This window comes from Salinicola corii, assembly GCF_008298015.1.
Taxonomy (GTDB): Bacteria; Pseudomonadota; Gammaproteobacteria; order Pseudomonadales; family Halomonadaceae; genus Salinicola; species Salinicola corii.
Map to the genome: position 1 here is coordinate 21,422 of NZ_VTPX01000024.1, position 8,321 is coordinate 29,742.

At 54.2% G+C, this 8,321-nt stretch carries 7 protein-coding genes and 2 pseudogenes; 5 read left to right on the plus strand and 4 right to left on the minus strand.

Going from position 1 to position 8,321, the window contains the following annotated elements:
* Positions 1 to 90: 90 nt before the first annotated feature.
* Together F0A16_RS22065 and F0A16_RS21155 are read right to left on the minus strand one after the other, a co-directional pair.
* Entirely contained in the window at positions 91 to 387 is a 297-nt protein-coding gene (locus tag F0A16_RS22065; protein WP_239023922.1) for a hypothetical protein, read from the minus strand.
* Positions 388 to 737: 350 nt separating this feature from the next.
* Complete coding sequence (locus F0A16_RS21155; RefSeq protein WP_223119853.1) at positions 738 to 1,679, minus strand: alpha/beta hydrolase; 942 nt, start codon at positions 1,677 to 1,679, stop codon at positions 738 to 740.
* A 69-nt stretch (positions 1,680 to 1,748) separates the two neighbouring features.
* Here F0A16_RS21155 and F0A16_RS21160 point away from each other — a divergent pair, with 69 nt between their 5' ends.
* Complete coding sequence (locus tag F0A16_RS21160) at positions 1,749 to 2,684, plus strand: LysR family transcriptional regulator (RefSeq protein ID WP_149437990.1); 936 nt, start codon at positions 1,749 to 1,751, stop codon at positions 2,682 to 2,684.
* A gap of 149 nt (positions 2,685 to 2,833) precedes the next feature.
* Positions 2,834 to 3,414: pseudogene (locus F0A16_RS21165) on the plus strand (transposase); the annotation flags it as partial.
* Here F0A16_RS21165 and F0A16_RS21170 read toward each other — a convergent pair.
* Positions 3,405 to 4,004 (minus strand): annotated as a pseudogene (locus F0A16_RS21170) (IS30 family transposase); the annotation flags it as partial. The pseudogenes F0A16_RS21165 and F0A16_RS21170 sit on opposite strands and share 10 nt — an antisense overlap.
* 162 nt (positions 4,005 to 4,166) lie before the next feature.
* Positions 4,167 to 4,931, minus strand: a complete 765-nt coding sequence (locus F0A16_RS21175) for a glycosyltransferase family 9 protein (RefSeq protein WP_187776106.1) — start codon at positions 4,929 to 4,931, stop codon at positions 4,167 to 4,169.
* 548 nt (positions 4,932 to 5,479) lie between these two features.
* Between F0A16_RS21175 and F0A16_RS21180 the strand changes: the two genes are divergently transcribed.
* From F0A16_RS21180 to F0A16_RS21190, 3 genes are all read left to right on the plus strand, one after another.
* A complete protein-coding gene (locus F0A16_RS21180; RefSeq protein ID WP_149437994.1) occupies positions 5,480 to 6,166 on the plus strand; it encodes a phosphatase PAP2 family protein in 687 nt (228 codons plus the stop codon).
* A protein-coding gene (locus F0A16_RS21185; RefSeq protein WP_149437996.1) for an IS3 family transposase occupies positions 6,102 to 7,264 on the plus strand; the annotation gives its coding sequence in 2 pieces (ribosomal slippage) (positions 6,102 to 6,357 and positions 6,357 to 7,264; 1,164 coding nt in all). Before F0A16_RS21180 ends, F0A16_RS21185 begins: the two co-directional genes overlap by 65 nt.
* A 303-nt stretch (positions 7,265 to 7,567) precedes the next feature.
* Positions 7,568 to 7,972, plus strand: a complete 405-nt coding sequence (locus F0A16_RS21190) for a hypothetical protein (RefSeq protein ID WP_149437998.1) — start codon at positions 7,568 to 7,570, stop codon at positions 7,970 to 7,972.
* Positions 7,973 to 8,321: the final 349 nt, after the last annotated feature.

Consider the following 8,321-nt stretch of genomic DNA (forward strand, 5'->3'; position numbering starts at 1 on the left):
ACACCAAGCGGCTTTTTCGTCATGTACCGTTAAGACTCTCACGAATCCCGGCATGTATATGCAGAAAGGTTAGCGATGCAGTTCGTGATCCTAGCCGGTCATCCGTCCCGTAAGCTGGTTTAGAAGTCGATCTACCATGCCGATACCAGGGCCGATGCTCTTGTGAAAGAGTTCGGAGTGCGGTGCGTTAGGGTGTGGCCGGGTAGGGGCGAGTTTCTTTGCTGTCTCGACCTTCTCGCCTAATTCAACAAGACCCTGGGCAGGAATATGGGCACGCAACTGAGGGAATTGTTTGGACTCCTCATCGTTTGCGTGATGGCGCAATTGCTTTTCCAGTTTTTGCGCAAGCGTTAGAAACGCTGAATCGGAGGCGCCAACATCTTCCATCTCCTTTATTACGTTGGCGATTTCATCGTGCTCCTACTTGTCATGCTCAACTCTCTCCGTGCCGTTACGAACATTTCTTCCGCTACGGAGTGGCGCATTACTTCTGCAATCACGGTATCGGCAATGTCTCTGCGCTGAACGGGACCGGAGGTATTTTCGATCTATTCGAGCAGATCGATCATTTCCTGTTGGTCTGTCGTCAAAATGTCCACAACATCCGAATTGAGAACATCTTTATGGTTGACTATGATTCTCTCCCCTGTTTTTTTCTTTGCAAGACTCTAATCAACATAGTTCCGGCCTATTACCTGACAAGATCGAGTGCCCACGGGGCTCTTCGGACGAGCTCACTAAGTTGAGCGAACGGCTTCAAGGGCCAATGCATCCTCGTAAAACCTTACCGCATTTCGCAGTGCCTGGTCAGCCTCTGGGAGGATGCCTGCTAACAAATGCCATACGTGGAACATGCCGGGCCATACTTCTAACGAGGTCCGAACACGATTCTCCCCCAGGTGCGAAGCCAAGCGGATTGCATCGCTCAGCATCACCTCGTTCTCTCCGATCTGAATCAGAGTGGGAGAGAGGTTTCGGACATCCGCGAAAACTGGTGAGGCGTCTGGATCGGTAGGTAAGGTTCCTGCAAGAAAACGACTAGCTAGTTCATCGAGAAAGGCCGTGCTCACCAATGGATCGATACCGTCTCGCTCCGTTGCCGATGAGCCACTGTGAGTGAGATTCGCCCAGGGCGATATCGCCACGCTTGCGACGGGCAGTGCGAATCCAGCATCTCTTGCTTTCCGCATGATAGTGACGACCATGGCTCCGCCGGCAGAGTCTCCAGATAGCATCAACGAGCCTGGTGCCACACCGGTATCTATCAATGCACGATAGGCAGAGAACGTGTCCTCGATCGGTGTCGGATAGCGATGTTCGGGAGCCTGGCGATAATCGGGGAGGTATACTCTGGAACGCAGCATTGTGGCGTACCGTCCCGCCAAGCCACGATACCCTTTCACTCCACCGTGTACGTATCCGCCACCATGGATATAGAACAGCGCTCGGTCTTCACTGTAGTTTTCCGGCGTCACCAGCATGGTAGACACCCCACCCAGTTCAACCGTGGCATAGGAAACGCCCGTCGGGGCTGGAAACAACTGATCAAGGCCGTCCATGTAGGCCTCCCGCACTTCCTGCCAATCGGCCTCATTTTTTCCACTCAACTTGAGCGCGATCGGTTCGGCCACCTTCAGCCAGCCATTCAATGCGTCTTGAGATTTTCGTGATAGCATCATCCACCTCGTTTGAGGAACAGAATTCAACAGTGATAATATATACATTAAATTGTCGAACCAGGATCTCCAATGAGTTTCCGCTCGTTCCCTATCGATCACAAGCAAGCCTCCGGTCTTGATCTCGGAGCGCTTCGCGTCTTCGTCGCCATCGCCGAGTCAGGTAGTTTCATCGCGGGAGGAAAATCTCGAGGGCTGACTCGCTCTGCAGCGGGAAAGGCTGTGGCCAGACTTGAGGCGCATCTCGGAACGCGACTCTTCCACAGAACTACAAGGAGACTGTCTCTAACAGTCGATGGGCAACGATTCTATGAGTGCTGCGTTCAAATTCTGCAGGATCTGGCAGAAGCCGAGGCCAGTATCCGGCAGGACACGCCCCAGCCAACGGGGACACTGCGACTGACGGTCCCGGAAATATATGGCCGTGCCGTTGTGCTGCCTTTCCTGAGCAGGTTTCTGGACCAGTGGCCAGCACTCGATGTGGAGGTAAGCTTTACCGACAGGATCGTCGACCTGGTTGAGGAGGGCTTCGACTTGAGCATCCGGTTAGGCGAAGTCGCGCAGAACTCTCAATTGATCGCACGGGTTATCGAGCAGGCTCAGGGAGGTGTGTACGCTTCGCCAGCTTATCTCGAAAGCTTCGGCACACCAGACACGCCTGGTGATCTGGAGCACCACCAGCGGCTCATCTATGGATTGAGTCCACGTCCTGGCAGCTGGACATTGGCAGCGCCAGACGATGAGCCCATAACGATCGAGGGAGGTCGGCTATTCCGCTTCGATAGCGGCGAGGCCATCCGCGAGGCTGCAATTCATGGTATGGGTATTGCCTTTCTTCCCGCGTCGCTCATGGAAAGCGACACCAATGCTGGGCGTCTTGTGAAGTTGCTACCCAGCTTCCAAGGCAGCACATTACCCATTCAGATCATCTATCCCAGCCGCAAGCATCTCGCAGCAAAGATTCGCCAGTTCATCGATGGACTTGTTGAGTACCTCAATGAGCGCTGATTGGCCTGCTATCCTGAGACCTGAGTGACAACACCGAACGTTGATAGCTGGGCATGAAGAGAAGTCATCGTGGGGCGCTTGTGACCTGCTCCCCGATTTCAGTACCACGCTGAACTTAGTAGAGTCCGTTTTCCGAGCAGGAGACGGCAGTGAAAAAGCGTTTTACCGAAGAGCAGATTCTCGACTTCCTCAGGCAGGCCGAGGCCGGTGTGCCAGTGAAGGAGCTGTGCCGCCGGCACGGCTTCAATGATGCCTCGTTCTATACATGGCGGGCCAAGTTCGGTGGCATGAGTGTGCCGGATGCCAAACGCCTGAAGGCTCTCGAATTGGAAAACAGCCGGCTGAAGAAGCTTCTCGCCGAGGCCCACCTCGACATCGAGGCGCTCAAAGTGGTCGCCCGGGGAAAAGGGTAAGCCCGACAACCCGGCGGGAGGCGGTGCACGAGATGCAGGCGCAAACCGGCATCTCCGAGCGCCGTGCCTGTCAGTTGATCGGGCTGTCCCGCTCGGTGTTGCGCTACCAACCGCGAGCCAACGCGCAAAACACCGATCTGCAAGCCCAACTGGTGGAACTGGCTCAAGAGCGTCGGCGCTTTGGCTATCGCCGCCTGCACATCCTGCTGCGACGTGCTGGTGTGCAGGTCAACCACAAGCGGATTTACCGCCTGTACCGAGCTGCTGGCTTGATGGTGAAGCGGCGGCGGCGTCGCCACGGTGTCGCGGTGGTGCGCTCCACCAATGTACCGACCGCGGAGCGATTATTGGCGCCAATGATGAGGTCGCCCTCCCAGTGGCCAGGCATCAGGCGGTCTTCGATCTCAGGCGGCCGCATGTGGATACTGACCAGATCGGGAATCTGCTGGCGTCGATCCGAGCCACGGCTGCGTGGCCGACGCTTGCCGTTGCCCTGCCGCAAACAGCCGATAAGCTCCTTCTTGAGGCTGCCGCGGGGCATCACATAGAGCGCGTTGTGGGAGACTTGTCGATGTGAATCATTAGGCGACATGCGCTTCAGTGTGCGGGCTATCTGTTGCGGTGACCAGTACTTGCGCAGCAGATGGACTACGACCTCGAACAACTCGCCGTCGGGATGCAGCTTGGGGCGCTGACGTGGCCGATGACGCGTTAAGCGAGCCCGGTAGCCTGCGAGGCTGGCATCGTAGCCCTTGATGGAGTCAACCGTATGGCGAGCGATTTCACGCGATACGGTACTCGGGGCACGGCCCAGATGACAGGCGATAGCTCGGATCGAGTGAGTCATTCGCATCATCATGATGGCAGCTCGGTCTTCAGCAGTGAGGTGGCGGTAGCAGTAGGTCATGGCAACACCGTACCTGATGGGTTACGTGTTGCACTTGGTCATTGAGACCGCCGAGGTTGGTGACTCGCTAGGAACTTCGAGCCGAGTCCAATACGCCCTAATGTGTTGATTAGTACTCGCCGATTTGTTTCAACCGGTTACAACGCCGCTTTTGAAAAAAGCTCAAAAATCACCCAGCAGCAGCTTTCTATCCAGCATATGCTCTGTTCTCGCCCAGCCAAACTGAATTAGCGGACTCGCCGAAAGTACTGTAGTAACGTCCCGCGGTGTTGGGCGAAAGAGAATTTTATCGGCTATGCCCTGAGGGCAAAATTTATGCGACTTTCTAGCGTTGAGTATGGCTATGACAGGCACTCCTAGGGCCGTGGCCATGTGCATAGGCCCCGTATCCGGCGTGATTAACGTGATTATATGAGTTAGCACAGCCGCAAATTCACGGATCGGCATCAATGGCAATATTTGACCTTGAGAGCCACAGCACTGTTCCAAGTACGGACGATAATGTTCCTCTTCGGGTCCAACCATTACTACATAACCCTCCCCCGTCATATTGAGCTCTCTAATCTGGGCCTGCCAGAAATCTAGTGGCAAACGTTTGTCGAGATGGCCACCGACAAAAACTCCGACAACACCACCTCTGGATGAAACTTTAAGAAGCGCTTCGGCCCTAGCATGTTCCATTTCACTTACAACCATCCACGGCAAGGATTCACAGCTTAAACCCAGAGAATGCGCAATAGCGCTAGGCAACTCATACGCGTGGTTAGTTTTTCCATCAACTAGCCAGTCATAGGTGTTCTGCAAGCGCCCTCTTTGCCCCAGGTTTTTTTTTGCGCCACATAGATGCGTAAAAAGCCAGCTCGTCACAGAGCCTTCGCCGACCTGAATCGCCAAATCGTAATTCTCTTTTCGCAACTCCCAGATCATGCACAAAAATAGCCAAGGTCGAAATGAGAACGTTCGACTGTATGCATGATATTTTGAGATACCCATCCCGGAAAATAGCCGCGCTGTTGTGTCGGTGCCCAGGTAGTCGACTCGAATTTCTGGTCGGCATTTCGAAAATGCCTCAACCATCCTAGCCCCTATGACAGCATTTCCTAGCCGAAAATTAGGCCTGATGAGTAGAACTCGCTGTGCATCGACCAATGCCAAAGACGATGCACGGCGAGGTGAACCAGACGTGGCGCTTAGTAGGCGGTAGAGTCCGCTCTTGGCTCGTCTCTCCAAACATTTTCCCAGCCGGCGCATGCCATCATGACGCCGGATTTTAGTTAACACGCTACTCATCCCCCCCCCTCACAAACTGACCTGAGCATAGGGTAAGCAGCGAAGCTTAAGAGAATATTTCCATCCTGGCTTTCATCGTCAGAATATCCCTGGCCTCAGTTATCACCAAAAGTTGGATAGTAATAAGGATCTCTTCATAATTGTTCAATTAGAGTCATGTTACGAAAATGTGACGGATTTCAGAAATGTCGATCGATTCCAACTTGACTTCTCTCATCAATGGGTTATCTGGGCGCTCATCTCTACTCGACTGGCTAATGATCGCGATTACCCATTTGGGGCTACCCCTGATGGCTCTGTGCGTTGTACCGCTGTGGTGGTTCCGAGTTAATAGAAGTGAAATGAGATATCTTGCTATTTCCGCTGCTCTGACGCTCACCTCGGGGCTGTTAATCAATCAACTTGTACTGTTATTCATATCGCGTGCTCGCCCCTATACGGAGGGGCTCACTCACCTTTTAATCGCACCCAGCATGGATCCCTCGTTCCCTTCTGACCATGCTACCGGTGCTGTCGCGATAGCCGTTACATTTTTCTTCCATGGCCGCATCAAAATGGGAGCGCTCTTCTTTTTGGCAGCTCTGCTAGTGATGTTTTCTCGAGTCTACGTAGGTACGCATTACGTGACGGATGTTTTGGGAGGGCTTGTGACTGCGTCTATGGCGGGCTTGTTCGTCAGCCGCTTTCATTACAGAGAGAGCCTTCTCAACCGCTGTCTCACAAGAATTTGTAGTGGTCAATGTAGTGGTTCACTAAAACCGGACACCCATTTAGGTGGTATCGTCGCCACCAAAGTAGAGGTGATCCATGGCCAGAAAACGTCGTTCATTCTCCACCGAGTTCAAGCGGGAAGCCGCCGGGCTCATACTTGACCAAGGCTACTCCGTGGCTCAAGCCGCTCGCGCCGTCGATGTCGGCGAAACGCCTCTGAGACGCTGGATAGATCAGCTCCGGGCAGAGCGCGGTGGTGTCACGCCAAAGTCAAAAGCGCTGACGCCCGAGCAGCAGCGAATCCAGGAGCTCGAGAGCCGCATCAACCGGCTGGAACGGGAGAAAGCGATACTAAAAAAGGCTACCGCTCTCTTGATGTCGTACGATCTCGATCGTACGCGCTGATAGACCAGTTGAGTGAGCAGGAGCCTGTGAATATGGTCTGTAGCGCCTTTGGCATTGCACGTTCGAGCTATTACGAACATCGCCTTCGCCGATCTCGCGTCGATATCGAGCGGTTGACGTTGCGCGCAACCGTTAGAGAGCTGTTCAACCAGAGCCGGCGTTACGCGGGTAGCCGAACGATCATGTTGCAGATACGCGAATCAGGGCTCAACGTGGGGCGTTTCAAGATTCGACGCCTGATGCGGGAGGCGGGGCTCGTCTGCAAACAGCCACGACCGCCGGTCTACCGACAGGCAACGGTCGAGCGACCCGATATTCCCAACCGCCTGAACCGTCAGTTTACTGTCACCGCGCCTAATCAGGTGTGGTGTGGCGATATCACCTACGTGTGGGTACAGAACCGTTGGCACTATCTGGCCGTCGTGCTGGATCTGTATGCACGACGCGTCGTCGGATGGGCATTATCTAATCGCCCCGATGCGGCCCTGGCCATCAATGCGCTGGACAGGGCATTCGAGCAGCGAGGCAGGCCGCCGGGGCTGCTGTTCCATTCAGATCAGGGCGGTCAATATGCGAGCCGAGCCTTCCGGCAGCGGCTGTGGCGTTATCAGATGCAGCAGAGCATGAGCCGTCGCGGTAACTGCTGGGATAACGCCCCGATGGAGCGGCTGTTCCGCAGCTACAAGAGCGAGTGGATGCCATCGACCGGCTATTTGTCAGCGCAGGAAGCTTTACGAGATATCAGCTTCTATCTGATGGAGCGCTACAACCAGCAACGGCCTCATCAGTACAACGGCGGCATGGCGCCCGCCCAAGCGGAAGCAACACTCAATTCACTGTCCGGAATTAGTTGACCACTACACTTCCCTTCAAACCCTTTGCCTGAGCCATTTCCCCTTTCCCTCGTTGGGGAGAATGTCTGAGCATTTGGATTAACATTCCCTGTCGCTCCTAAGCAGATCTATAGGCATCGTTGCTAACGACTCAAAGCAACAGGAATCTCTCGCGATGTCCAGTTCTCAGCAGCCAGTTGGTAGCTTCACGGTCACACCTGAAGAGCTCTGCCCCCAATACGATGTATCAAGCTCTTTCATCCGCAGTCCCTCCGGACTCTTTTGGGTGGGGCTTCCGGCATCTGTCACCCTGATCCCCAGTTCGTGTCCTGGATTCAGGCGGCTCAGCGTTTCCTGATGGCTCCACTACTGGGGAAAGCGCCTGGAGTGGCAGCCAAGGTGCAAACCGTCTATCGCTCAGCGTTCGAAAGCGAGCCCATGGTTTCCATCTTCCAGGTCAACATATGGCCAATTGGCGCTCCAGAGGCAGAGATTGAACACCTTGAAGACCGATATGCCGAAATTGCTGTCACAGGTCGTCTTCACCTGCCGTACATCCCTGACTCTCTCGATGAAATCAATTTGCCGATGATCGAGGTATGTGACGGAATCGAAGCCTCGAGGCTGGCGAACTTGCTGATTCAAGCCAGTAAGAAGGTAAAGTTTGCCTTTCCTCAAATGCCCACGTGGATGGCCTCAGGATTGGCTGATCGGAGTAAATCTAGATAAGGGAAGTGTCCGAGGAATGCCATGAGGTGTATCAGGTCCATCAAGTAGACGCAGGTCTCCCAAATTAGCCTTCATGGGTAGTTTCGGATGTGTGTCTTCTCTCACCCAAAAGCCAAAGCGCTGCCAAAACGCTACTCGCCTGGCAGCATCTTCCATATACTCCTGACTACCAGGCACCGGAGCAGCCTGATGACTGAAATGTTGCCGGTGACGGAAAACATCCTAGGTTCTGTCTGAAAAGTCATGGTTGCTACGCTATCTCTGTTCATTGAACAGGAGAGAGTCATGGCAGGCCGCTACGAGCTTTCCGACCAGCGCTGGCAGATGATTGAGGATATCGTTTCTCCAC